The sequence below is a fragment of the Actinoplanes sp. NPDC051405 genome (assembly GCF_055586185.1).
This window is the reverse complement of sequence record NZ_JBVJIR010000013.1, coordinates 286,161-308,447: the sequence shown is the minus strand read 5'-3', so window position 1 is coordinate 308,447 and position 22,287 is coordinate 286,161. Positions and strand designations below refer to the sequence as shown.

The following is a 22,287-nucleotide window of genomic DNA, read 5'->3' as shown; positions in this document are numbered from 1 at the left end:
TTCGGAGGGGTGCGGGCGGTGGTGGAGAACCGCTCTTTTCTTTTTTTGTTGGGCGCTCCCACGATATAACCCCTTTCTTGTGGGGGCCCCCCCCCCCCCCCCTCCGGGGGGGTCCCCGGGACCAGAGCGCTACTTGGAGTAGAGCTCGACGATCAGCTGCTCCTGGACCTGGGTGTCGATCACCTGGCGGGCCGGGAGCGAGTGGATCAGGATCTTCATGTCGCTCGGGATCGGCTCCAGCCACGCCGGCACCGGGCGGGAACCCGCCTGGGCCTGCGCGATCACGAACGGCGTCATCTCGCGCGACTTCTCCCGGACCTGCACGATGTCGTGGTCCTTCACCCGGTACGACGGGATGTCGACCTTGACACCGTTGACCAGCAGGTGGCCGTGCTTGACCAGCTGACGGGCCATGTCGCGGGACGCGGCGTAGCCGGCCCGGTAGACGACGTTGTCCAGACGCGACTCGAGGATCTGCAGCAGCACCTCACCGGTCTTGCCGGGCTTGGTGACAGCCTCCTCGTAGTAACCGCGGAACTGCTTCTCGAGCACGCCGTAGGTGCGGCGGGCCTTCTGCTTCTCGCGGTGCTGGAGCAGGTACTCGGTCTCCTTGGTCCGACCGCGGCCGTGCTGGCCGGGCGGGAAGGGACGCGACTCGAACGGGCACTTCGGCCCGTCGCACTTGCTGCCCTTGAGGAACAGCTTCATCTTCTCGCGGCGGCAGCGCTTGCAGTCCGCCCCTGTGTAACGAGCCATGCTTCGATCTCTCCCTTAGACCCGGCGACGCTTAGGCGGACGGCAACCGTTGTGCGGCTGCGGCGTGACGTCGGAGATCTGACCGACCTCGAGGCCCGCGGCCTGCAACGAACGGATGGCGGTCTCCCGGCCGGAACCGGGGCCCTTGACGAACACGTCGACCTTGCGCATGCCGTGCTCCATGGCCCGGCGCGCGGCGGCCTCGGCGGCCAGCTGCGCGGCGAACGGAGTCGACTTGCGGGAGCCCTTGAAGCCCACCTGGCCGGACGAGGCCCAGGAGATCACAGCACCGGTCGGGTCGGTGATCGACACGATGGTGTTGTTGAAGGTGCTCTTGATGTGCGCCTGCCCGTGGGCGACGTTCTTGCGTTCCTTGCGCCGGACCTTCTTGACGGGTGCTCCGGCGCGTGCCTTCGGTGGCATAAGTCAGTGCGCTCCTATTACTTCCGACCGGGCTTCTTCTTGCCAGCGACCGTGCGCTTCGGACCCTTGCGGGTACGAGCGTTGGTCCGCGTCCGCTGTCCGCGGACGGGGAGACCCCGGCGGTGGCGGATGCCGGCGTAGCAGCCGATCTCGACCTTGCGGCGGATGTCGGCGGCGACCTCGCGGCGCAGGTCGCCTTCAACCTTGAAATTGCCCTCGATGTAGTCGCGGAGCTGGACCAGCTCCTCGTCCGTGAGGTCCTTGGCGCGCTTGTTCAGGTCAATGCCGGTCGAGGTGAGCGCCTCCACGGCGCGGGTCCGACCGACCCCGAAGATGTAGGTGAGCGCGATCTCCATCCGCTTCTCGCGGGGAAGATCGACGCCGACGAGTCGAGCCATAAGTGGGCTTACTCCTCAGATGTCTCACGGAGGTCTGTGCCCGGCCCATCCCGCCTGCCCGGGCGGGCCCCGGCCTCCGACCGGGGGTGAAGCCGCGCTTCATCGTGAGACGAATCCGCGGCTGGGACGAGCTTGTTCGGTGGTACGGATCTGGCAGCAGACAGAGCGGAATCAGACTGAGCTGATTAACCCTGGCGCTGCTTGTGGCGCGCGTCGGTCTTGCAGATGACCATGACGCGGCCGTGCCGCCGGATGACCCGGCAGTTGTTGCAGATCCGCTTGACGCTCGGCTTGACCTTCACGGTTGTGCCTTGACTCTCTGTCAGACGGGACTAGGCAAAGCCCCCGCGACCCTTACTTGTAGCGGTAGACGATTCGCCCGCGGGTCAGGTCGTACGGCGAAAGCTCGACGACGACCCTGTCCTCCGGGAGGATGCGGATGTAGTGCTGCCGCATCTTGCCGCTGATATGAGCCAGTACCTTGTGACCATTGGCAAGCTCCACACGGAACATGGCGTTCGGCAGAGGCTCGATCACTCGGCCTTCGATCTCGATGGCTCCGTCTTTCTTTGGCATGTCCTCCGCTACCTGACATCGGGTTCTGGGGCGGGCTCACAACGTTCATCCCGGGTTGAGGGTTCGCACCGGGACCAGCCGCGGCTCCTCCGCCACCGAAGCGCTGGTGGACATGGAAGAGTGGACGCTGCGCGCCAGCTAGCCAGTGTACGCGCGAGGAGCATTGACACCAAACCGAGGTCCCCGTAACCCGGGGTCGGGTGTGTCGGAGGGCCGGTCAGCCCGCCGTTTTGTCGTTCTTCGGACGCTCCTGGAGCGTTTCGTCCGGTCGAATCGGGTCGGCCTCCAGGGCCCGACGCTCCCGTTTGAGCTCCTTCGCCTGGCGCTTGCGAGCCCTCTTCTCCGCCTGTCGGCGCGGCTCACCCGTGGCCAGGCCGGAGACAGTGACGAAGGCCAGCACCGCTCCCCAGGGACCGGCCACCCAGACGGGCCAGAAGTAGATCAGCTCGGCGGAGGCGAGGCTGGCTGTCAGCCACACGACGGTGTTGATGCCCACCACGACGATCCAGCTGGACCACACCGTGAGCAGCCAGTGCCGCCGCAGTTCCGCGTCGGAGGAATTCACCGAGACCGCGGGCCGGCGCTGGGTGGGCACCACCAGGGCGGCGGAGGGCAGATCGCTGAGCAGGGGATGCAGGTCGCCGTACGTCTTGGCCGCGTACGCCTGCTGCAACCGCTCGTCGTACTCGTGCAGATCCAGCCGGCCCTCGTCGAGCGCGGCCTTCAACTGATCCGCCACGGCCTGCCGATCGGCGTCGGCCGCTCTCATCTCGTCCCGGCCCATACCCTCCAGCATGCCAGCAGCGGGCCAGGACCGGCATCAGCGATCGCGCTTGCCCCACCGGCCGAGCACGCCCAGGACCAGCGGGATCAGCATCCAGAGCGGCCAGGGGTAGATGAAGTCACGCGAGGCGATGCAGGAAATGGCCCAGATGACGAAGCAGAGCAGCACGACGCCGCCGTACGAGGCCAGGAACGGCGGACCGCCCGGCTGGGGCACACTGCCCGCCCCGGGCGCCGGCGTGGGCGCAGCGGGCGGCTGATAGGGCTGCACGCGTGACTGCTGGGCCGGGACGGTGCCGGGCAGATCGGTCACCAGGGAATCGAGTTCGCCGAAGGTCTTGGCGGCGTACGTCTGTTGCAACCGCTCGTCGTACTCGTGCAGATCCAACCGACCCTCGTCGAGCGCGGTCTTGAGCTTGTCGGCGATCGCCTGGCGGTCGCTGTCCCCGGCCCGCATCTCGTCCCGGCTCATCGGCCTTTTACTCCGCTACGGAGTCAACCGGCTGGCGGGCGGTGACCAGCTCGCCGAGCCGGGCCCGGCCGCCGTCAGGTGCCGTGGTGACCCAGACGCCGTCGTCGAGCAGGCACATCGTGTGCTCCACGTGCGCGGCCATCGAGCCGTCCCGGGTGACCACGGTCCAGCCGTCGTCGAGCTCCACCGTGCGGGGCGAGCCCATGGTGATCATCGGCTCGATCGCCAGGCACAGGCCGGGCACCAGGCGCGGGCCCTTGCCGGGCTTGCCGTGGTTGAGCACGTGCGGGTCCTGGTGCATCTCGGTGCCGATGCCATGGCCGCCGTAGCCGTCCACGATGCCGTAGCGGCTCGCCTTGCGGACGGCCTTCTCGACGTTGAACGAGATATCGGTCAGCCGGCCCCGGCCGTTGGCGGCACCGCGGGCGGCGGCGGCGATGCCGGCCCACATGGCGTCCTCGGCCACCTGGGCCATGGTCAGCAGCGCCGGGTCGGTCTCACCGACGCCGACGGTGATCGCGGAGTCACCGTGCCAGCCGTGCAGGATGGCGCCGCAGTCGAGCGAGAGCAGGTCGCCCTCCTTGAGCACCTGCTCGGCGGCCGGGATGCCGTGCACGACCTGCTCGTTGACCGAGGCGCAGATCGAGGCGGGGAAGCCGTGGTAGCCCTTGAACGACGGGACCGCGCCGGCGTCCCGGATGACCTTCTCGGCGATCGCGTCCAGGTCGGCGGTGGAGACGCCCGGGGCGACCGCTTCGCGCATCGCCGCCAGGGCGGCGGCGACGACGAGGCCGGCACCGCGCATCAGCTCGATCTGCTCCGGGGTCTTCAGCTGAATGTCCAGCTGCGGACGGCGCATCGTTATCCCCCGTACGACCGCAGGGCGTCGATGGCGCGCACCGTGACGTCCTCGACCGGCCCGGTGGCGTCGATGCCCACCAGCTTGCCCTGGGCGCCGTAGAAGTCGACCAGCGGCGCGGTCTTGTCCGCGTACTCGACGAGGCGGTTGGCGATCGTCTCCGCCTTGTCGTCGTCACGCTGGAACAGCTCGGAGCCACACCGGTCGCAGATGTTCTCCTTGCTGGTCGGGTCGAACTCGACGTGCCAGATCTTGCCGCAACCACGGCAGGTCCGGCGGCCCGAGAGCCGCCGGATCACCTCGTCGTCGTCGACAACCAGCTCCATCACCAGATCGAGCGCGATGCCGAGGTCGGCCAGCAGCTTGTCGAGCGCCGACGCCTGCGGGACGGTCCTCGGGAAACCGTCCAGCAGGAAGCCGTCGCCGGCGTCGGGCTCGGCGAGCCGGTCGCGGACCATGTTGATGGTCACCTCGTCAGGGACGAGATTGCCCGCGTCCATGTAACGCTTCGCCTCGACGCCGAGCGGCGTCCCCTGCGAGACGTTGGCCCGGAAGATGTCACCGGTCGAGATCTTCGGTACGGCGAGATGGGCAGCGATGAACTCAGCCTGGGTCCCCTTGCCGGCCCCCGGGGGGCCCACCAGTACCAGCCGCACCTACATCGCCTCGCTTCGGTGAGAACGAGCCTCGCAAACCACAGACGCAAGAGCCCCCCGGCTCCGCGCCCCCACTACCGGAGGAACCCTTCGTAGTTGCGCTGCATCAGCTGGCTCTCGATCTGCTTGACCGTCTCCAGGCCCACACCCACCATGATCAGCACCGCCGTACCACCGAACGGGAAGTTCTGGTATTGCGCGCTGTTCAGCCAGATGAAGAAGAAGTTCGGCAGGACCGAGATCAAGCCGAGGTAGAGCGCACCCGGCAGGGTGATCCGGCTGAGGATGAAGTCCAGGTAGTCGGCGGTCGGCTTACCGGGCCGGATGCCCGGGACGAAACCACCGTACTTCTTCATGTTCTCCGCGACCTCGGTCGGGTTGAACGTGATCGAGACGTAGAAGTACGTGAAGAAGATGATCAGCAGGAAGTACGTGGTGATGTAGATCCAGTGGCTCGGGTTGGCCAGGTTGTTCTGGATCCACTGCTGATAACCCTTGAGGTTGTTCTGGTCGAAGAACTGCAGGTACAGCTGCGGCAGGTAGAGCAGCGAGGACGCGAAGATCACCGGGACGACACCGGCCTGGTTGACCTTCAGCGGGATGTACGTCGAGGTGCCGCCGTACATGCGCCGGCCGATCATGCGCTTGGCGTACTGCACGGGGATGCGGCGCTGGGCCTGCTCGATGAAGACGACCGCACAGATGACGATCAGCACGAGCGCGATCACCAGGAGGAACTTGGCGACGCCGCTGCTCTCCTTGATCGTCCAGCCCTCGCCGGGAAGGCGGGCGGCGATCGAGGTGAAGATCAGGACGGACATGCCGTTGCCGACGCCGCGGTCGGTGATGAGCTCACCGAGCCACATGACCACGCCCGTGCCGGCCGTCATCGTGACGACGAGCATGACGAGGGTCAGCCAGACCGGGATGCCGGTGTTCTCCGGCACGATCTGGAAGTTCGACTGGTCCTGCGGGCACGCGTTGGCGAAGAGCTGGCCGGAGCGGGCCAGCGCGACGAACGCCGCGGACTGCAGGACCGCGAGGCCCAGGGTGAGGTAACGGGTGTACTGGGTGATCTTGGCCTGGCCGGACTGGCCTTCCTTGCGGAGCTGCTCGAGGCGGGGAATCACCACGGTCAGCAGCTGCAGGATGATCGATGCCGTGATGTACGGCATGATGCCCAGCGCGAAGACGGACAGCTGGAGCAGCGCGCCACCGGAGAAGAGGTTCAGCAGGTTCAACACCCCGCCGCCGGCGTTGGTGCTGTTCACCACGTCCAGACAGTTACGGACGTTGGTGTAGGACACGCCTGGGCTGGGCAGAGTGGCGCCGAGCCGATAGACCGCGATGATCGCTACTGTGAACAGCAACTTCTTGCGCAGGTCAGGCGTCCGGAACGCACTGGAAAAGGCGGAGAGCAACTTCTTCCTCCTGCGCGAGGTGACCGCCAAGTATCCGGCGGATGGGGGGAGGCATCGGTCCGGACGACCGATATCCCTAGCTGGGAACGGACTTTAACAGTCTGACGTGCCTGTTGTGAGGCACGGTCGCCCTATGTGCAACACCCTGGGACGAAGGGCAACCGGACGACCTGCGGAGCGGCGGCTTCCGGCCCGGCGAAATGCCAGGTCAGACGCCACAACGGGGATGCCGCCCGAGCATCTCGCGATGCCCGGGCCAGCATCCCCGGAAAACCTCACAGCTCGGTGACGGAACCGCCGGCGGCTGCGATCTTCTCTTTGGCGGACTCGCTGAAGGCGTGCGCCGAGACCTGCAGCGCCACGCTACCCAGCTCACCCGAGCCGAGAACCTTCACCGGCTGGCCCCGACGGACCGCGCCGGCGTCGGCCAGCTCCAGCGGACCGATCTCGCCACCGTTCGGGAACAGCTCGGCGAGCCGGTCCAGGTTGACAACCTGGAAGACGACCTTGTTGCGCGGGCGGTTGCCCAGGCCCTTGATCTTCGGCAGGCGCATGTGGAGGGGCATCTGCCCGCCCTCGAACGCCGCCGAGACCTGGTAGCGGGCGCCGGTGCCCTTGGTACCGCGGCCCGCGGTCTTGCCCTTGGAGCCCTCGCCACGACCCACGCGGGTCTTGGCCTTCTTGGCACCGGGCGCCGGGCGCAGGTGGTGAACCTTGATCGCCATTACTCGACCTCCTCGACACTGACGAGGTGGCTCACGGCGAAGATCATGCCCCGAATCTCGGGACGGTCTTCCTTGACCACCACATCGTTGATCCGCTTCAGCCCGAGCGACCGCAGGGAGTCCCGCTGGTTCTGCTTACGGCCGATACCGGACCGGAGCTGCGTGACCTTCAAGCGTGCCATCAGCGCACCGCCGCTTCCGCGCGCGACGCCAGCATGGCCGCAGGGGCGACGTCCTCGACCGGGAGGCCACGGCGGGCCGCAACGGCCTCCGGGGACTCCAGGCCCTTCAGGGCCGCCACCGTCGCGTGCACGATGTTGATCGGGTTCGACGAGCCGAGGCTCTTCGAGAGCACGTCGTGGATGCCGGCGCACTCCAGGACGGCGCGCACCGGGCCACCGGCGATGACGCCGGTACCGGCGGACGCCGGCTTGAGGAGCACGACACCGGCGGCGGCCTCACCCAGGATCGGGTGCGGGATCGTCGCGGCGATGCGCGGCACCTTGAAGAAGTGCTTCTTGGCCTCCTCGACGCCCTTGGCGATCGCCGCGGGCACCTCCTTGGCCTTTCCGTAGCCGATGCCGACGGTGCCGTCGCCGTCGCCCACGATCACCAGGGCGGTGAAGCTGAAGCGACGACCACCCTTGACGACCTTGGCGACACGGTTGATCGCTACGACCCGCTCAAGATGCGGGGTCTTCTCGACGGGCGCGTTACCGCGACCGCCCTCACGGCGGTTGTCGCGGCGGCCACCTTCGTTGTTACCGCCGGACCCGCCGCCTCGGCGCTGCTGACCAGGCATAGGTCTTCCCTCCTAGAACTCGAGTCCGGCTTCGCGGGCGGCTGCGGCAAGCGCGGCGATCCGCCCCGCGTACCGGTTACCGCCGCGGTCGAAGACGACCTTGGAAATGCCCGCGGCCTGGGCCCGCTCGGCGAGGAGAGCTCCGACCTTGGCGGCCTGCGAGCTCTTGTCACCCTCTCCGCCCCGCAGGGACGGGTCGAGGGTGGAGGCCGACGCGAGCGTGTGGCCCTTGAGGTCGTCGACGATCTGCGCGGTGATGTTCCGCGTGGACCGGGTGACGACCAGACGGGGGCGCTCGGCGGAGCCGCGGACGTTCTTGCGGACCCGGAAGTGCCGACGTGCCTTGCCGACGGCGCGCTTGTACGACGCACCGCCGCCATTGCGGCGCTTGAGCAGCGTGGCGGTCACTTCTTACCTGCCTTTCCAGCCTTGCGGCGGATGACCTCGCCCTGGTACTTGACGCCCTTGCCCTTGTACGGCTCCGGCGGGCGGATCTTCCGGATGTTCGCAGCGACCTCGCCGACGAGCTGCTTGTCGATACCGGCGACCGTGAACTGCGTCGGCCGCTCCACCGTGAAGGTGATGCCGGCCGGCGGGACCACGTTGACCGGGTGCGAGAAGCCCAGGGCGAACTCGAGGTCCTTGCCCTTGGCGGTCACGCGGTAACCGGTGCCGTTGATCTCCAGCGTCTTCTTGTAGCCCTCGGTGACGCCGACGATCATGTTGGCGACCAGGGTACGCGAGAGGCCGTGCAGCTCCTTGGCCCGACGTTCGTCGTTGGGCCGGTTGACCGCCAGCTCGCCGTTCTCCGCCTTCTCGACGGTGATCGGCTCGGCGACGGTGTGCGACAGCTCGCCCTTGGGGCCCTTGACCTTGACGGTCTGGCCCGTGATGGTGACGTCGACGCCGGCCGGGACCGGGATCGACTTACGTCCGATTCGCGACATGTCTAAGTCTCCGTTACCAAACGAAGGCGAGGATTTCCCCGCCAACGCTCCGCTTGCGGGCCTGCCGGTCGGTCAGCAGCCCCTGGGACGTCGAAACGATCGCGACGCCCAGGCCGCCGAGCACGCGCGGGAGCTCGTCGGACTTGGCGTACACCCGGAGGCCGGGCTTGGACACGCGCTTGATACCAGCGAGGCTGCGCTCGCGGTTCTGGCCGTACTTCAGCTCAACCACCAGGCGCTTGCCGACTTCGCCTTCTGCGGGCTCCTCGGCCGACCAGGAAGCGATGTAGCCCTCTGCCTTGAGGACCTCGGCGATACTCGCCTTGATCTTCGAGAAGGGCATGGTCACCTTGTCGTGGTACGCCTGGTTGGCGTTACGCAGACGCGTGAGCATGTCTGCGATCGGGTCCGTCATCGTCATGGGTATTCGTCAACCTTTCTCGCCGGGGTTCCCAGGGAAGTCCCCAGGCCTACGGCGAAGCGGTATTACAAGGATTACCAGGAAGCCTTCGACACGCCGGGCAGCTCACCGCGGTGGGCCATGTCCCGGACACACACCCGGCACAGACCGAACTTGCGGTAGACCGAGTGCGGACGTCCGCACTTCTGGCAGCGGGTGTACGCCCGTACGGCGAACTTGGGCTTCGCGGCCGCCTTGATGATCAGCGCCTTCTTAGCCATGCTCAGTTCTCCTTGAACGGGAAGCCCAGAAGCTTGAGCAGCTGCCGGCCCTCCTCGTCGGTCGTGGCGGTGGTGACCACCGTGATGTCCATGCCCCGGGTCCGATCGATCCGGTCCTGGTCGATCTCGTGGAACACCGACTGCTCGGTCAGACCGAACGTGTAGTTGCCGTGGCCGTCGAGCTTGCGCCCGTCCAGGCCGCGGAAGTCACGGATACGCGGCAGCGCGATCGACAGCAGCCGGTCCAGGAACTCCCACATCCGGTCGTTGCGCAGGGTGACCTTCGCGCCGATCGGCATGCCCTCACGCAGCTTGAACTGCGCGATGGACTTGGTCGCCCGCCGCACCAGCGGCTTCTGACCGGTGATGGTGGTCAGGTCACGCACGGCGCCGTCGATCAGCTTGGCGTCGCGAGCAGCCTCGCCGACACCCATGTTCACGACGACCTTCACCAGGCCGGGGATCTGCATGGGGTTGCCGTACTTGTACTGCTCCTGAAGCGCGGCAGCGACCTCGCTGCGGTACTTCTGCTTCAGGCGGGGCAGCGTCTTGGTCTCGGTAGCGGCAGTCATCACAGGTCCTTACCGGTGCTACGCGCGATACGAACCTTCTGGCCGTTCTCGTCCCGCCGGAAGCCGACGCGAGTCGGCTTGCCCTCGGAGTCCACGATCTGCACGTTCGAGATGTGGATCGGGGCTTCCTGCGTGACGATGCCGCCGGTCTTGGAACCGCGCTGCGTCGTGCGGATCTTCTCGTGCTTCTTCATACGGTTGACGCCCTCGACCAGGACCTTGTCCTGCCGCGGGAAGGCGGCGATGACCTTGCCCTTGGCGCCCTTGTCCTTGCCGGCGATGACGACGACCGTGTCGCCCTTCTTGATCTTCACGGTCAGAGCACCTCCGGCGCCAGGCTGATGATCTTCATGAACCGCTTGTCGCGCAGCTCGCGGCCGACCGGGCCGAAGATGCGGGTACCGCGGGGGTCGCCACCGTCCTTGATGATGACGGCGGCGTTCTCGTCGAAGCGGATGTACGAGCCGTCGGGACGGCGCCGCTCCTTGGCGGTGCGGACGATGACGGCCTTGACGACGTCACCCTTCTTCACACCGGCACCCGGAATGGCGTCCTTGACCGTGCACACGATGACGTCACCGATGCTCGCGTAACGGCGACCGGAGCCGCCCAGAACGCGGATGCACAGCACTTCCTTGGCACCCGTGTTGTCGGCGACGCGCAGTCGCGACTCCTGCTGGATCACGTCTGTCTCCTATGTCTGCCAGTTCTCCGGCACGGGGACGTACCAGAGCTTGGCGGAACGATGGTCCGCTGGGCCGGCCGGGATGTCCCGGCCGGCCCAGCAAACTCACTTGGCCTTTTCGAGGATCTCCACGACACGCCACCGCTTGGTACGCGACAGCGGACGGGTCTCCATCAGGGTGACCCGGTCACCGACGCCGCACGCGTTCTGCTCGTCGTGCGCCTGGAGCTTGCGGGTGCGCCGTAGGACCTTGCCGTAAAGGGCGTGCTTGACGCGGTCCTCGACCTCGACAATGACGGTCTTGTCCATCTTGTCGCTGACCACCAGACCCTCGCGCACCTTGCGCTGGGTCCGGGGCGCAGCTGCTGCGTTCTCGCTCATGCTGTAGTCACCTCAGTCGGCGCGGCCGAGAGCCCCAGCTCACGCTCACGCATGATCGTGTAGATCTTCGCGATGTCCTTGCGGACGACCTGCAGACGACGGTGGTTGTCGAGCTGACCGGTCGCACCCTGTACGCGGAGGTTGAACAGCTCCGCCTTGGACTCCCGCAGCCGCGAGACCAGCTCCTCTTCGGAGAGCTCTCGCAGCTCGGAAGCCTTAACGCCGGCTGCCATCAGCTGTCACCACCTTCGCGCGTCACGATGCGGCACTTCATCGGAAGCTTGTGGATCGCGCGACGCATCGCTTCGCGCGCGATCGTCTCGTTCGGGAACGACATCTCGAAGAGAATGCGTCCCGGCTTGACGTTCGCCACCCACCACTCCGGCGAGCCCTTGCCGGAACCCATGCGGGTCTCGGCGGGCTTCTTGGTCAGTGCCTGGTCCGGGAAGATCGAGATCCACACCTTGCCGCCACGCTTGATGTGGCGGGTCATGGCGATACGAGCCGACTCGATCTGCCGGTTGGTCACGTACGCCGGCTCCAGGGCCTGGATACCGAACTCACCGAAGACCACCCGGTTGCCGCCCTTGGACGCGCCGTGGCGGTCCGGGTGGTGCGGCTTGCGGAAGCCCTTCGGGGGCTTACGCGGCATCAGCATGTGTCAGCCCTCCTGCTGCGTTTCGGCCGCAGCCGGAGCAACGGCGGTGTCGGTCGTGGGCGCAGCCTCCGCCGGAGCGGGGGTAGCAGCCGCGGCCTGAGCGGCGCGACCGGCCTCGGTGCCACCCGCGGTCGTACCGGACGAGCCGGAACGGCCACGACGCGGACGGTCGGGACGCTCGGCGCGGTCACGGCGCGGACGCGCGGGCGCCTCGGGGGCGACCTCACGTCCGGGCACGAAGTCGCCCTTGTAGATCCAGACCTTCACGCCGATGCGGCCGAAGGTCGTACGGGCCTCGAAGAAGCCGTACTCGATGTTGGCGCGCAGCGTGTGCAGCGGAACGCGACCCTCACGGTAGAACTCCGTGCGGCTCATCTCCGCGCCACCGAGGCGGCCGGAGACCTGCACGCGGATGCCCTTGCAGATCGGGTTCTTCATCGCCGACTGCATCGCCTTGCGCATGGCCCGCCGGAAGCTGACCCGGCTGGACAGCTGCTCAGCGACGCCCTGCGCCACGAGCTGCGCGTCCGACTCGGGGCTCTTCACCTCGAGGATGTTCAGCTGGACCTGCTTGCCGGTGAGCTTCTCGAGCTCGCCGCGGATCCGGTCGGCCTCCGCACCCTTACGGCCGATGACGATGCCCGGCCGGGCGGTGTGGATGTCCACGCGGACCCGGTCGCGGGTGCGCTCGATGTCCACCTTGGAGATGCCGGCGCGCTCGAGGCCCTTGGACATCATGCGGCGGATCTTGACGTCCTCGCCGATGTAGTCCTTGTAGAGCTTGTCCGCGAACCAGCGGCTCTTCCAGTCGGTGGAGATGCCGAGGCGGAACCCGGTGGGGTGAACTTTCTGACCCATTACTCGGCACCCTTCGTGCTGCTCTGAGACGCGGCGTCAGCCGCCTGCGGCTCCGTGCTGCTCTGGGACTCGGCCGGCTGGGCCGCCGGAGCAGCCTTCTTGGCCGGCGCGGCCTTCTTGGCCGTGGCCTTGCGGGCCGGCGTGGTCACCTGAACCGCCTCGACCGCCACGGTGATGTGGCAGGTCCGCTTGCGGATCCGGTACGCCCGGCCCTGCGCCCGCGGCCGGAACCGCTTGAGCGTCGGGCCCTCGTCCACGAAAGCTGCGCTGACCAGGAGCGCGTCCGGGTCGAGCCGTTCGTTGTTCTCTGCGTTCGCAATCGCGCTCGCGAGCACCTTGTAAACCTGCTCACTCGCAGCCTGCGGCGCGAACTGCAGGACCGTGAGAGCCTCCTTCGCGGGCAGACCGCGGACGAGGTTGATCACACGGCGCGCCTTGTTCGGCGAGATGCGCACGTGACGCGCAACTGCCCGAGCGCCCGGAAGTACCGGAGCATCGCTCTTGACTGGCATCGCTGTAACCCCTTTCTGATCCGTGGACTGATTAGCGGCGACGGCTCTTGCGGTCGTCCTTCTCGTGACCCTTGAACGTGCGGGTCAGAGCGAACTCGCCGAGCTTGTGACCGACCATGGCCTCGGTGATGAACACCGGGACGTGCTTGCGCCCGTCGTGCACGGCGATCGTGTGCCCGAGCATGTCGGGAATGATCGTCGAGCGTCGCGACCAGGTCTTGATGACGTTCTTCGAGTTCTTCTCGTTCTGGACTTCCACCTTCTTGAGCAGGTGGTCGTCGACGAACGGGCCCTTCTTCAGGCTGCGAGGCATCTTTTAACTCCCGTTACCCGCGCTTGCGGGTGGCGTAGCGGCGGCGAACGATCATGCGGTCGCTCTCCTGGCCCTTGCGGCGGGTACGGCCCTCCGGCTTACCGGCGGGGTTGACCGGGTGGCGACCACCTGAGGTCTTACCCTCACCACCACCGTGCGGGTGGTCCACCGGGTTCATGGCGACACCACGGACGGTCGGGCGCTTGCCCTTCCATCGCATGCGGCCGGCCTTGCCCCAGTTGATGTTCGACTGCTCGGCGTTGCCGATCTCGCCGACCGTCGCGCGGCAGCGGATGTCGACGCGACGGATCTCACCGGAGGGCATACGCAGCGTGGCGTACACACCCTCACGACCGAGCAGCTGGATGCCCACGCCGGCCGAACGGGCCAGCTTGGCGCCACCGCCGGGACGAAGCTCCACACCGTGGATCGTCGTACCGACCGGGATGTTGCGCAGGGGCAGGTTGTTGCCCGGCTTGATGTCCGCGCCCACGCCGGACTCGACGCGGTCGCCCTGCTTGAGGTCCTTCGGCGCGAGGATGTAGCGCTTCTCGCCGTCGGCGTAGTGCAGCAGTGCGATGCGGGACGTGCGGTTCGGGTCGTACTCGATGTGAGCGACCTTGGCCGGCACGCCGTCCTTGTCGTTGCGCCGGAAGTCGATCAGCCGGTACTGCCGCTTGTGACCGCCGCCCTGGTGCCGCGTGGTGATGCGGCCGTGGACGTTGCGACCACCCTTCTTGGGCAGCGGAACCAGCAGAGACTTCTCCGGCGTCGACCGGGTGATCTCAGCGAAGTCGGCGACGCTGGAGCCGCGACGGCCCGGCGTGGTCGGCTTGTACTTACGGATAGCCATGATTTACAAACCCCTTAGCTGACCGGGCCGCCGAAGGCCTCGATACGGTCACCGTCAGCCAGCTTCACGAGGGCACGCTTGGTCGCCTTGCGCTGACCGAAGCCCGTCCTGGTGCGCTTGCGCTTGCCCTGGCGGTTGATGGTGTTCACCGTCAGCACACGGACATCGAAGATCTGCTGGATCGCGATCTTGATCTCGGTCTTGTTCGCGTCCGGGTGGACCAGGAACGTGTACCAGTTCTGGTCGAGAACGCTGTAGCTCTTCTCGGAGACCACGGGCGCGACGATGATGTCGCGCGGGTCGGCGATCGTGCTCACTTGTCCCCCTCCTCGGCAGCCTCGGCCGGCACGCCCAGGAACTCGTCGAGAGCTTCCTTGGTGAAGACGACCTCGTCGGCGACCAGCACGTCGTAGGTGTTCAGCTGGCCGGCCTCGATGAGGTGCACGGTCGGCTCGTTGCGCAGCGAGATCCAGTTCAGCTCGTCGTAGCTGCTGAGCACGACCAGGACCTTGGTGGACTGGGTCGCCTTGCGCAGCGTCGCGATCGCGGCCTTGGTCGACGGCTTGTCGCCGGCGATGAACGCCTCGATCACGTGGACGCGGCCGTCGCGGGCCCGGTCCGAGAGGGCGCCCCGCAGAGCGGCGGCCTTCATCTTCTTCGGGGTCCGCTGGCTGTAGTCGCGCGGCACGGGGCCGTGCACCACGCCACCACCGGTGAACTGCGGCGCGCGGATCGAGCCCTGACGGGCGCGACCGGTGCCCTTCTGCTTGTACGGCTTCTTGCCGCCACCGGCGACCTCACCGCGCGTCTTGGCCTTGGCCGTGCCCTGACGGGCGGCGGCGAGCTGGGCCACGACGACCTGGTGCATCAGCGGGATGTTCGCCTGCACGTCGAAGATGTCGTCGGGCAGCTCGACCGAGCCGGCCTTCGTGCCCTCGGCGTTGATCACGTCAACCGAGCTCACTTGGCACCACCCTTCTTCTTCGCCGCCGTGCGGACCAGGATCAGCGCGCCCTTGGGTCCGGGCACAGCGCCCTTGACCAGCAGCAGGTTGTTCTCGAGGTCGACTGCCTGCACCGTCAGGTTCTGCACGGTGAAGCGCTTGTTACCCATGCGACCCGCCATCCGGGTGCCCCGGAAGACACGGCCGGGGGTCGCGCAGGCGCCGATCGAACCGGGCGAGCGGTGCTTGCGCTCGACACCGTGGCTGGCCTTGAGGCCGTGGAAGCCGTGCCGCTTCATGACGCCGGCGTAGCCCTTGCCCTTGGTCTTACCGGTGACGTCGATCGGCGTGCCGACCGGGAACGTCTCGACGGTGACCTCCTGGCCGAGCTCGTACTCGGTGGCGTCGGTGGTGCGCAGCTCCACGATGTGGCGCCGCGGCGACACACCCGCCTTCGCGTAGTGGCCGCCCTCCGGCTTGTTGACCTTGCGCGGGTCGATGGCGCCGTACGCCAGCTGAACCGCGGTGTAGCCGTCAGTCTCGGAGGTGCGGACCTGGGTCACGACGCACGGGCCGGCCTGCACCACGGTTACCGGGACGACCTTGTTGTTGTCCCAGACCTGGGTCATGCCGAGCTTGGCGCCCAGGATGCCCTTCACTTGCCTGTCCATTGTCCGGATCCCTACAGCTTGATCTCGATGTCGACGCCAGCCGGCAGGTCGAGGCGCATCAGCGAGTCGACCGTCTTCGGAGTCGGGTCGATGATGTCGATCAGACGCTTGTGCGTGCGCATCTCGAAGTGCTCGCGCGAGTCCTTGTACTTGTGCGGCGAACGGATGACGCAGAAACGGTTGATCTCCGTGGGCAGCGGCACCGGGCCCGCGACCGAAGCTCCGGTGCGCGTGACCGTCTCGACGATCTTGCGTGCCGACGAGTCAACGACCTCGTGGTCATAGGCCTTGAGCCGGATGCGGATCTTCTGTCCCGCCATGGTGGCTTCTGTTTCCTTCTCTCGATGCCGCTACGTGCGAAAGCTGTGGCCCTCGCATGCCCGCAGGACCGTTGGTCCTGCGATGTCCGACCCCCGCGGTCGGGCGTGTCGCGCTCTGGAATCAAGCTCCGCCCCAGGTCTCTGGAGCGATCTTGCCCGCAAGGATTCCCCCGGAGGGAAGCCCTTGATCCGTCGGGATCGGGGATGCCGGCGGCCAGTCAAAACACGCCGGACACCCGGCGAGGGTGGCTGACCGCCCTCTCTCAAGAGCGAGAGCAGCCAACCACCCTGCGCGGACGCAACCTGACTAGTATGCCGTATCGATCGCGGCAATGCTAATCGGGGTCACCATTGAGGCGGAGGCCTCAATCAGACGTTGATCTTCGTGACCGTACCGGCGCCGACGGTGCGGCCACCCTCACGGATCGCGAACTTCAGGCCCTGCTCCATGGCGATCGGCTGGATCAGCTTGACCGACATCGAGGTGGAGTCGCCCGGCATGACCATCTCGGTGCCCTCGGGCAGCGTGACGACGCCGGTGACGTCCGTGGTGCGGAAGTAGAACTGCGGGCGGTAGTTCTGGAAGAACGGCGTGTGCCGGCCGCCCTCCTCCTTCGAGAGGATGTAGACCTGGCCCTCGAACTCCGTGTGCGGAGTGCTGGAGCCCGGCTTCACCACGACCATGCCGCGCTCGACGTCCTCGCGCTTGATACCACGCAGCAGGAGGCCGACGTTCTCACCCGCGCGGGCCTCGTCGAGCAGCTTGCGGAACATCTCGATGCCGGTGCAAACGGTCTTGGTCGACTTCTCGCGGATACCCACGATCTCGACCTCCTCGTTCGGCTTGAGGATGCCGCGCTCGGCCCGGCCGGTGACGACCGTACCGCGACCGGTGATCGTGAAGACGTCCTCGATCGGCATGAGGAACGGCTTGTCGGTGTCGCGCTCGGGCTGCGGGATCGCGGTGTCGACCGCGTTCATCAGCTCGAGCAGCTTGCCGGTCCACTCCGCGTCGCCCTCGAGCGCCTTGAGCGCCGAGACGCGCACGACCGGAAGGTCGTCGCCCGGGAACTCGTAGGTGCTGAGCAGCTCGCGGACCTCGAGCTCGACGAGCTCCAGGAGCTCCTCGTCGTCCACCATGTCGCTCTTGTTCAGGGCGACGACGATGTACGGCACGCCGACCTGGCGGGCCAGGAGCACGTGCTCCTTGGTCTGCGGCATCGGGCCGTCGGTCGCGGCGACCACCAGGATCGCGCCGTCCATCTGGGCGGCACCGGTGATCATGTTCTTGATGTAGTCGGCGTGGCCGGGGCAGTCCACGTGCGCGTAGTGCCGCGACGCGGTCTGGTACTCGACGTGCGCGATCGAGATCGTGATGCCGCGGGCCTTCTCCTCCGGCGCCTTGTCGATCTCGTCGAACGGCGTGTAGGGGTTGAGGTCCGGGTACTCGTCGTGCAGGACCTTCGTGATGGCCGCAGTCAGCGTCGTCTTACCGTGGTCGATGTGACCAATGGTGCCGATGTTGACGTGCGGCTTAGTCCGCTCGAACTTCGCCTTCGCCACTGGTGTCCTCCTGTGGACTGTGTCTTTTCTTCTCGTCCGGCACGCCGATAAGGCGATCAGGACTCTGTCGACTGCTCGTGCACGTGCGGTCCTCGACGGACCGCACGTGCCTCATCAGGCTGGGAGCTTACGCGCCCGTGGCCTTGGCGATGATCTCCTTCGCCACGCTCTGAGGAACCTCGGCGTAGGAGTCGAACTGCATGCTGTAGCTCGCCCGGCCCTGGGTCTTCGACCGGAGGTCGCCGACGTAGCCGAACATCTCCGAGAGCGGCACCAGAGCCTTGATGACGCGAGCGCCGGAACGCTCCTCCATCGACTGGATGATGCCACGGCGGGAGTTGAGGTCACCGATGACGTCACCCATGTTGTCCTCAGGGGTGGTGACCTCAACGGACATCATCGGCTCGAGGAGCGCGGGGTCGGCCTTGCGGGCCGCCTCCTTCATCACGATCGAGCCGGCGATCTTGAATGCCATTTCCGACGAGTCGACCTCGTGGAACTGACCGTCCACCAGGGTCAGCTTGACGCCGACCATCGGGTAGCCGGCGAGGACGCCGTACTGCAGTGAGTCCTGCGCGCCCGCGTCCACCGAAGGGATGTACTCCTTGGGGATACGGCCACCGGACACCGCGTTGACGAACTCGTACGTCGGGCCGTCGGCGGCGAGCTCAAGCGGCTCGACGGTGACGACGACCTTGGCGTACTGGCCCGAGCCACCGGTCTGCTTCTTGTGCACGTACGTGAGCTTCTCCACCTTGCCGCGGATCGTCTCGCGGTACGCCACCTGCGGCTTACCGATGTTCGCCTCGACGTTGAACTCGCGACGCATGCGGTCCACGAGGATGTCGAGGTGCAGCTCGCCCATGCCGGCGATGACGGTCTGCCCGGTCTCCTCGTCGTTGAAGACGCGGAAGGTCGGGTCCTCCTCGGCCAGGCGCTGGATGGCGACACCCAGCTTCTCCTGGTCGGACTTGGTCTTCGGCTCGATGGCGACCTGGATGACCGGCTCCGGGAACGTCATCGACTCCAGGATGACCGGGTGCGCCGGGTCGCTGAGCGTGTCGCCCGTGGTGGTCTGCTTGAGACCCTGCACGGCGATGATGTCGCCGGCCCACGCCGTCGGACGCTCTTCGCGCTTGTTGGCGTGCATCTGGTAGATCTTGCCGATCCGCTCCTTGCGGTCCTTGGTGGAGTTGACCACCTGGGAACCGGACTCGAGCGTGCCGGAGTAGACCCGGACGTACGTCAGCTTGCCGAGGTGCTTGTCCGTCTGGATCTTGAACGCCAGGCCGGAGAACGGCTCGTCGTTCGACGGCTTACGGACGATCGGCGTCTCGCCGTCGGTCGCGGTGCCGTCGATGGCCGGGACGTCCAGCGGCGACGGCAGGAAGTCGACGACGGCGTCGAGCATGGGCTGAACGCCCTTGTTCTTGAACGCCGAACCGCAGAGCACCGGGTTCGCCTTACTGGCGATCGTGGCACGCCGGATGGCGGCCTTGATCTCGTCCTGGGAGACCTCTTCGCCCTCGAGGTACTTCTCCATGACGAAGTCGTCCACGTCGGCGAGCGTCTCGATGAGCTTCTCGCGCCACTCGTTCGCGGAGTCGACCAGGTCGGCCGGGATCTCCTCGATCGCGTAGTCGTCACCCTTCTGGGTCTCCCCGCGCCAGGTGAAGGCCTTCATCGTGATCAGGTCGACGACGCCGATGTGCTCGCTCTCGAGCCCGATCGGGATCTGCAGGACGAGCGGGGTGGCGTTGAGCCGGTCGATCATCATCTGCACGCAGCGGAAGAAGTCGGCACCGGTCCGGTCGAGCTTGTTGACGAAGCACATCCGCGGGACGTGGTACTTGTCCGCCTGCCGCCAGACGTTCTCCGTCTGCGGCTCCACGCCGGCGACACCGTCGTAGACCGCGACGGCACCGTCGAGCACCCGCAGCGACCGCTCGACCTCGACCGTGAAGTCGACGTGGCCGGGCGTGTCGATGATCTGGATCGTGTAGCCCTTCCACTCGCACTTCGTGGCGGCGGAGGTGATGGTGATGCCGCGTTCCTGTTCCTGTTCCATCCAGTCCATGACGGCCGCGCCCTCGTGGACTTCACCGATCTTGTACGTGATACCGGTGTAGAACAGGATCCGCTCGGTCGTCGTGGTCTTACCAGCGTCGATGTGCGCCATGATGCCGATGTTGCGTACCTTGGCGAGCGCGTCTGCGGCAGCCACTTCAATCCCTACTTTTCTTCGTCGTCGTCTCTGCAGGACCGGTACGACTGAACTGCGACGGCCCGGCGGGAACCGGGCCGGCAGCGGGTCTTACCAGCGGTAGTGCGCGAAGGCCTTGTTGGACTCCGCCATCTTGTGGGTGTCCTCGCGCCGCTTCACAGCTGCGCCGAGGCCGTTGCTGGCGTCGAGCAGCTCGTTCTGCAGCCGCTCGATCATGGTCTTCTCGCGGCGGGCCTTGGAGTACTGGACCAGCCAGCGCAGACCGAGGGTGGTCTGGCGCGGGGTGCGCACCTCGACCGGCACCTGGTAGGTCGCGCCACCGACGCGGCGGCTGCGGACCTCGAGGGTCGGCTTGACGTTGTCCATGGCGCGCTTGAGCGTGACCACGGGGTCGGTGCCGCTCTTCTCGCGGCAGCCCTCGAGGGCGCCGTAGACGATGCGCTCGGCGAGCTGACGCTTGCCGCCGACCAGGATCTTGTTCACCAGCTGGGTGACCAGCGGCGAGTTGTAGACCGGGTCCGCTACCAGCGGGTGTTTCGGCGCTGGGCCTTTACGGGGCATGTCAGCTCTTCTCCTTCTTCGCGCCGTAACGGCTGCGGGCCTGCTTGCGGTTGCGGACACCCTGGGTGTCCAGCGAACCGCGGACGATCTTGTAGCGGACGCCCGGGAGGTCCTTCACACGACCGCCACGCACGAGCACGATCGAGTGCTCCTGCAGGTTGTGGCCGACGCCCGGGATGTACGCCGTCACCTCGATCTGGCTGCTGAGCTTCACACGAGCGACCTTGCGCAGCGCAGAGTTCGGCTTCTTGGGGGTAGTGGTGTACACGCGCGTGCACACGCCGCGCCGCTGAGGGCTTCCCTTCAGCGCCGGCGTCTTGGTCTTGCTCGTCTTCGCCTGGCGGCCCTTTCGGACCAGCTGCTGGATCGTGGGCACCGGGTTTCTCCGCTCCCTTCGGCCGCCCTTCAGCGGCCGCACCGTCTTCGTTCTGCCTTGTGCACCGAGAGATCCCGTTTGGATCCCCGGCACCCGCGGTCGGGCGTGTCGTCCGGCTCACGGTCCCGCCGCGCGCTTGACGCACGCTGCGGATGTTCTGTCTTTGTCAGGGCTGTAACCCTGTCGTGCCACTGCCCCGTCGGTTACTACAGACTCGGGCGCACGCACGAGTTGCCCGGGCTAGCCCGGGCACGAGGGGAAAGAGTACCCACCACAGGGACACAGGTCAAAACGAGAACTGTTTCCCCTGATGGACATCTCCAGCTAACAAGTGTACCGGGTGCCTCGGGGTGACGACGCCTCGGTGTCGGATCCGGCGTCACAAGGCCTCACGAGAACTGCAACACCACTACCAACAGCAGTGTCAGCGCGGCAATTCCCAGCCCCGCGGCACCGCAGGAGATCCCCGCGGTGGCCACGCCCCGGCCCACGAAGCGGACCTTGCCGTCCTGCCCGGAGCGCTTGATCTGGCGCCGGGCAGCCAGTCCGACACCCACCGCACCCCCGCCGACCAGCACTCCCAGCAGCGCGAACGCGCCCGCCACCACGGCACCCCAGCCCTCGGACTGGCCGAGCAGACCGAAGCAGAGCACCAGCGTGGAGATCCCGATCGCGCCGATGCCGGCGATGAGCGAGCCGGTGGCCAGGCCGGACGTGATCGGCGCCACCCGCAGCTGAACCAGGGCGAACTCGGTGCCGGCGACCGGCTCGACGCGTTCCGGGGTCCACGCCTCGCTCGGCTTGGGCAGCAGCACCGGCGGAGGCGGGCCGGCCACCGACACCGGCTGTCCGGCCGGTGGCCACGAACCTGGTTGCTGCGTCACCGGACCGTCCCTCTCGCCGCGTACCCCTGGATCTTCGAGCATGTCACCCGAACGTGGTCCGGCGCAGCCCTGGGGCCGCTACCGGGCGCTCAGTCGGTGTTGGAGTCGAAGTCCTGGCCGCCGGCCGTGCCGGCCAGGTGCAGCAGCCCGGCGATCGACGCGACGACCAGCGCGGTCAACGCCAGCACGATCCCGGCCCAGGCCAGCCGCTCCCCGCGGCGGACCCAGGCGGCCCCGAGGAGATAGCCGCCGGCGGCGTAGGCCTGGCGCCGGACCTGCCGGGCCAGGATCAGGGCGACCGTGGCGGGAATCACGCCGCCGACCAGCGCCCCGGTCAGCAACGCCACGACCCCCAGCGCGAAGACCGCTCGGGCCTTGGTCGACGGCGCCGGTTCGGGATCCATCGGGTGCCGG

37 protein-coding genes are annotated in these 22,287 nt (G+C 67.1%); all 37 read right to left on the bottom strand.

The genetic code is table 11. The annotated features are described in order from the left end of the window. Positions 1 to 129 precede the first annotated feature (129 nt). The 37 genes from rpsD to ACZ6S4_RS27565 all read right to left on the bottom strand — a co-directional run bounded on the left by rpsD (position 130) and on the right by ACZ6S4_RS27565 (position 22,277). On the bottom strand, positions 130 to 756 hold the full coding sequence (rpsD, locus tag ACZ6S4_RS27745) for a 30S ribosomal protein S4 (RefSeq protein WP_465477686.1): 627 nt from the start codon (positions 754 to 756) through the stop codon (positions 130 to 132). Between the two features lie 15 nt (positions 757 to 771). Next, positions 772 to 1,179 (bottom strand): 30S ribosomal protein S11, encoded by a 408-nt coding sequence (rpsK, locus tag ACZ6S4_RS27740; protein WP_015619020.1) that lies wholly within the window; start codon positions 1,177 to 1,179, stop codon positions 772 to 774. Positions 1,180 to 1,196: 17 nt separating this feature from the next. Next, entirely contained in the window at positions 1,197 to 1,577 is a 381-nt protein-coding gene (rpsM, locus tag ACZ6S4_RS27735; protein WP_023358218.1) for a 30S ribosomal protein S13, read from the bottom strand. A 185-nt stretch (positions 1,578 to 1,762) separates the two neighbouring features. Beyond that, positions 1,763 to 1,879, bottom strand: a complete 117-nt coding sequence (gene rpmJ, locus ACZ6S4_RS27730) for a 50S ribosomal protein L36 (RefSeq protein ID WP_015619018.1) — start codon at positions 1,877 to 1,879, stop codon at positions 1,763 to 1,765. A 52-nt stretch (positions 1,880 to 1,931) separates the two neighbouring features. Beyond that, positions 1,932 to 2,153: a translation initiation factor IF-1 gene (gene infA, locus ACZ6S4_RS27725; protein ID WP_007073013.1), complete on the bottom strand. Its 222-nt coding sequence runs from the start codon at positions 2,151 to 2,153 to the stop codon at positions 1,932 to 1,934. Positions 2,154 to 2,370: 217 nt separating this feature from the next. Beyond that, the gene (locus tag ACZ6S4_RS27720; protein WP_465477697.1) at positions 2,371 to 2,922 is read right to left on the bottom strand and encodes a DUF1707 SHOCT-like domain-containing protein; all 552 of its coding nucleotides are present in this window, start codon (positions 2,920 to 2,922) and stop codon (positions 2,371 to 2,373) included. Between the two features lie 51 nt (positions 2,923 to 2,973). After that, a complete protein-coding gene (locus ACZ6S4_RS27715) occupies positions 2,974 to 3,408 on the bottom strand; it encodes a DUF1707 SHOCT-like domain-containing protein (RefSeq protein WP_465477685.1) in 435 nt (144 codons plus the stop codon). A 7-nt stretch (positions 3,409 to 3,415) separates the two neighbouring features. Continuing rightward, positions 3,416 to 4,267 carry a type I methionyl aminopeptidase gene (gene map / locus ACZ6S4_RS27710; RefSeq protein WP_465477684.1) on the bottom strand — a complete coding sequence of 284 codons (852 nt, stop codon included), beginning with the start codon at positions 4,265 to 4,267 and terminating at the stop codon, positions 3,416 to 3,418. Between the two features lie 2 nt (positions 4,268 to 4,269). After that, entirely contained in the window at positions 4,270 to 4,923 is a 654-nt protein-coding gene (locus ACZ6S4_RS27705) for an adenylate kinase (protein WP_125804098.1), read from the bottom strand. A gap of 74 nt (positions 4,924 to 4,997) precedes the next feature. Next, positions 4,998 to 6,344 carry a preprotein translocase subunit SecY gene (gene secY / locus ACZ6S4_RS27700; protein ID WP_465477683.1) on the bottom strand — a complete coding sequence of 449 codons (1,347 nt, stop codon included), beginning with the start codon at positions 6,342 to 6,344 and terminating at the stop codon, positions 4,998 to 5,000. A gap of 275 nt (positions 6,345 to 6,619) precedes the next feature. After that, positions 6,620 to 7,069, bottom strand: a complete 450-nt coding sequence (gene rplO / locus ACZ6S4_RS27695; RefSeq protein ID WP_465477682.1) for a 50S ribosomal protein L15 — start codon at positions 7,067 to 7,069, stop codon at positions 6,620 to 6,622. Next, a complete protein-coding gene (gene rpmD / locus ACZ6S4_RS27690) occupies positions 7,069 to 7,251 on the bottom strand; it encodes a 50S ribosomal protein L30 (protein WP_203776584.1) in 183 nt (60 codons plus the stop codon). The genes rplO and rpmD overlap by 1 nt, the downstream gene beginning before the upstream one ends. Further along, positions 7,251 to 7,871 carry a 30S ribosomal protein S5 gene (gene rpsE / locus ACZ6S4_RS27685; RefSeq protein ID WP_125811511.1) on the bottom strand — a complete coding sequence of 207 codons (621 nt, stop codon included), beginning with the start codon at positions 7,869 to 7,871 and terminating at the stop codon, positions 7,251 to 7,253. Before rpsE ends, rpmD begins: the two co-directional genes overlap by 1 nt. Positions 7,872 to 7,883: 12 nt before the next feature. Then, complete coding sequence (rplR, locus tag ACZ6S4_RS27680) at positions 7,884 to 8,279, bottom strand: 50S ribosomal protein L18 (protein ID WP_433724864.1); 396 nt, start codon at positions 8,277 to 8,279, stop codon at positions 7,884 to 7,886. After that, positions 8,276 to 8,818 (bottom strand): 50S ribosomal protein L6, encoded by a 543-nt coding sequence (rplF, locus tag ACZ6S4_RS27675; protein WP_212987321.1) that lies wholly within the window; start codon positions 8,816 to 8,818, stop codon positions 8,276 to 8,278. The genes rplR and rplF overlap by 4 nt, the downstream gene beginning before the upstream one ends. A gap of 13 nt (positions 8,819 to 8,831) precedes the next feature. Next, positions 8,832 to 9,239, bottom strand: coding sequence for a 30S ribosomal protein S8 (gene rpsH / locus ACZ6S4_RS27670; protein WP_203776587.1), 408 nt, complete (start codon positions 9,237 to 9,239; stop codon positions 8,832 to 8,834). Positions 9,240 to 9,313: 74 nt separating this feature from the next. Further along, positions 9,314 to 9,499 (bottom strand): type Z 30S ribosomal protein S14, encoded by a 186-nt coding sequence (locus ACZ6S4_RS27665; RefSeq protein ID WP_014440734.1) that lies wholly within the window; start codon positions 9,497 to 9,499, stop codon positions 9,314 to 9,316. Between the two features lie 2 nt (positions 9,500 to 9,501). Beyond that, positions 9,502 to 10,071 carry a 50S ribosomal protein L5 gene (gene rplE, locus ACZ6S4_RS27660; RefSeq protein WP_465477681.1) on the bottom strand — a complete coding sequence of 190 codons (570 nt, stop codon included), beginning with the start codon at positions 10,069 to 10,071 and terminating at the stop codon, positions 9,502 to 9,504. Continuing rightward, complete coding sequence (rplX, locus tag ACZ6S4_RS27655; protein WP_465477696.1) at positions 10,071 to 10,391, bottom strand: 50S ribosomal protein L24; 321 nt, start codon at positions 10,389 to 10,391, stop codon at positions 10,071 to 10,073. Before rplX ends, rplE begins: the two co-directional genes overlap by 1 nt. Further along, a complete protein-coding gene (gene rplN, locus ACZ6S4_RS27650; protein WP_360551818.1) occupies positions 10,388 to 10,756 on the bottom strand; it encodes a 50S ribosomal protein L14 in 369 nt (122 codons plus the stop codon). The genes rplX and rplN overlap by 4 nt, the downstream gene beginning before the upstream one ends. 105 nt (positions 10,757 to 10,861) lie before the next feature. After that, a complete protein-coding gene (rpsQ, locus tag ACZ6S4_RS27645) occupies positions 10,862 to 11,137 on the bottom strand; it encodes a 30S ribosomal protein S17 (protein WP_212987324.1) in 276 nt (91 codons plus the stop codon). Continuing rightward, on the bottom strand, positions 11,134 to 11,370 hold the full coding sequence (gene rpmC / locus ACZ6S4_RS27640) for a 50S ribosomal protein L29 (protein ID WP_203776590.1): 237 nt from the start codon (positions 11,368 to 11,370) through the stop codon (positions 11,134 to 11,136). Before rpmC ends, rpsQ begins: the two co-directional genes overlap by 4 nt. Next, on the bottom strand, positions 11,370 to 11,795 hold the full coding sequence (rplP, locus tag ACZ6S4_RS27635) for a 50S ribosomal protein L16 (RefSeq protein WP_465477680.1): 426 nt from the start codon (positions 11,793 to 11,795) through the stop codon (positions 11,370 to 11,372). The genes rpmC and rplP overlap by 1 nt, the downstream gene beginning before the upstream one ends. A 3-nt stretch (positions 11,796 to 11,798) precedes the next feature. Beyond that, the gene (gene rpsC / locus ACZ6S4_RS27630) at positions 11,799 to 12,653 is read right to left on the bottom strand and encodes a 30S ribosomal protein S3 (protein WP_360813686.1); all 855 of its coding nucleotides are present in this window, start codon (positions 12,651 to 12,653) and stop codon (positions 11,799 to 11,801) included. Next, on the bottom strand, positions 12,653 to 13,165 hold the full coding sequence (rplV, locus tag ACZ6S4_RS27625; RefSeq protein WP_465477679.1) for a 50S ribosomal protein L22: 513 nt from the start codon (positions 13,163 to 13,165) through the stop codon (positions 12,653 to 12,655). Before rplV ends, rpsC begins: the two co-directional genes overlap by 1 nt. Positions 13,166 to 13,196: 31 nt before the next feature. Further along, positions 13,197 to 13,478: a 30S ribosomal protein S19 gene (rpsS, locus tag ACZ6S4_RS27620; RefSeq protein ID WP_020513590.1), complete on the bottom strand. Its 282-nt coding sequence runs from the start codon at positions 13,476 to 13,478 to the stop codon at positions 13,197 to 13,199. A 13-nt stretch (positions 13,479 to 13,491) separates the two neighbouring features. Beyond that, the gene (gene rplB, locus ACZ6S4_RS27615) at positions 13,492 to 14,331 is read right to left on the bottom strand and encodes a 50S ribosomal protein L2 (RefSeq protein WP_212987329.1); all 840 of its coding nucleotides are present in this window, start codon (positions 14,329 to 14,331) and stop codon (positions 13,492 to 13,494) included. A gap of 14 nt (positions 14,332 to 14,345) precedes the next feature. Continuing rightward, positions 14,346 to 14,648 carry a 50S ribosomal protein L23 gene (gene rplW / locus ACZ6S4_RS27610; protein WP_203776595.1) on the bottom strand — a complete coding sequence of 101 codons (303 nt, stop codon included), beginning with the start codon at positions 14,646 to 14,648 and terminating at the stop codon, positions 14,346 to 14,348. Continuing rightward, on the bottom strand, positions 14,645 to 15,295 hold the full coding sequence (rplD, locus tag ACZ6S4_RS27605; protein ID WP_465477678.1) for a 50S ribosomal protein L4: 651 nt from the start codon (positions 15,293 to 15,295) through the stop codon (positions 14,645 to 14,647). The genes rplW and rplD overlap by 4 nt, the downstream gene beginning before the upstream one ends. After that, positions 15,292 to 15,945 carry a 50S ribosomal protein L3 gene (rplC, locus tag ACZ6S4_RS27600; protein WP_360551803.1) on the bottom strand — a complete coding sequence of 218 codons (654 nt, stop codon included), beginning with the start codon at positions 15,943 to 15,945 and terminating at the stop codon, positions 15,292 to 15,294. Before rplC ends, rplD begins: the two co-directional genes overlap by 4 nt. Positions 15,946 to 15,956: 11 nt before the next feature. Beyond that, a complete protein-coding gene (gene rpsJ, locus ACZ6S4_RS27595; protein WP_097322778.1) occupies positions 15,957 to 16,265 on the bottom strand; it encodes a 30S ribosomal protein S10 in 309 nt (102 codons plus the stop codon). A gap of 369 nt (positions 16,266 to 16,634) precedes the next feature. After that, positions 16,635 to 17,828, bottom strand: a complete 1,194-nt coding sequence (gene tuf / locus ACZ6S4_RS27590) for an elongation factor Tu (protein WP_212987332.1) — start codon at positions 17,826 to 17,828, stop codon at positions 16,635 to 16,637. A 127-nt stretch (positions 17,829 to 17,955) separates the two neighbouring features. After that, a complete protein-coding gene (gene fusA, locus ACZ6S4_RS27585; protein ID WP_360813680.1) occupies positions 17,956 to 20,052 on the bottom strand; it encodes an elongation factor G in 2,097 nt (698 codons plus the stop codon). Between the two features lie 90 nt (positions 20,053 to 20,142). Continuing rightward, positions 20,143 to 20,613, bottom strand: a complete 471-nt coding sequence (gene rpsG / locus ACZ6S4_RS27580) for a 30S ribosomal protein S7 (protein ID WP_125812313.1) — start codon at positions 20,611 to 20,613, stop codon at positions 20,143 to 20,145. 1 nt (position 20,614) lies between these two features. Beyond that, on the bottom strand, positions 20,615 to 20,989 hold the full coding sequence (rpsL, locus tag ACZ6S4_RS27575; RefSeq protein ID WP_014440718.1) for a 30S ribosomal protein S12: 375 nt from the start codon (positions 20,987 to 20,989) through the stop codon (positions 20,615 to 20,617). A 389-nt stretch (positions 20,990 to 21,378) separates the two neighbouring features. Next, positions 21,379 to 21,873, bottom strand: coding sequence for a hypothetical protein (locus ACZ6S4_RS27570; protein WP_465477677.1), 495 nt, complete (start codon positions 21,871 to 21,873; stop codon positions 21,379 to 21,381). An 89-nt stretch (positions 21,874 to 21,962) separates the two neighbouring features. Further along, complete coding sequence (locus tag ACZ6S4_RS27565) at positions 21,963 to 22,277, bottom strand: hypothetical protein (RefSeq protein ID WP_433731742.1); 315 nt, start codon at positions 22,275 to 22,277, stop codon at positions 21,963 to 21,965. Positions 22,278 to 22,287 lie beyond the last annotated feature (10 nt).